This is a genomic window from Pseudomonas sp. TWR1-1-3, from assembly GCF_049896805.1.
Classification (GTDB): domain Bacteria; phylum Pseudomonadota; class Gammaproteobacteria; order Pseudomonadales; family Pseudomonadaceae; genus Aquipseudomonas; species Aquipseudomonas bubulae.
Genome location: NZ_JAFCUZ010000014.1, coordinates 1 through 611, shown reverse-complemented (window position 1 = coordinate 611; position 611 = coordinate 1). Strand labels below are relative to the sequence as shown.

Annotated in this window: 1 rRNA gene; it reads left to right on the top strand. The window is 50.1% G+C overall.

Annotated elements, in window-relative coordinates:
• Positions 1–144: 144 nt before the first annotated feature.
• Positions 145–611 (top strand): 16S ribosomal RNA (locus tag ACP7BE_RS23200); the annotation flags it as partial.

The window sequence follows — 611 nt, the reverse complement described above, 5'->3', positions numbered from 1 at the left end:
TCAAGCAATTCGTGTGGGTGCTTGTGGAGTCAGACTGATAGTCAACAAGATTATCAGCATCACAAGTTACTCCGCGAGAAATCAAAGATGTAACCAACGATTGCTGAGCCAAGTTTAGGGTTTCTTAAAAACCCAAAGATGTTTGAACTGAAGAGTTTGATCATGGCTCAGATTGAACGCTGGCGGCAGGCCTAACACATGCAAGTCGAGCGGTAGAGAGAAGCTTGCTTCTCTTGAGAGCGGCGGACGGGTGAGTAATACCTAGGAATCTGCCTGATAGTGGGGGATAACGTTCGGAAACGGACGCTAATACCGCATACGTCCTACGGGAGAAAGCAGGGGACCTTCGGGCCTTGCGCTATCAGATGAGCCTAGGTCGGATTAGCTAGTTGGTGAGGTAATGGCTCACCAAGGCTACGATCCGTAACTGGTCTGAGAGGATGATCAGTCACACTGGAACTGAGACACGGTCCAGACTCCTACGGGAGGCAGCAGTGGGGAATATTGGACAATGGGCGAAAGCCTGATCCAGCCATGCCGCGTGTGTGAAGAAGGTCTTCGGATTGTAAAGCACTTTAAGTTGGGAGGAAGGGCAGTTACCTAATACGTGA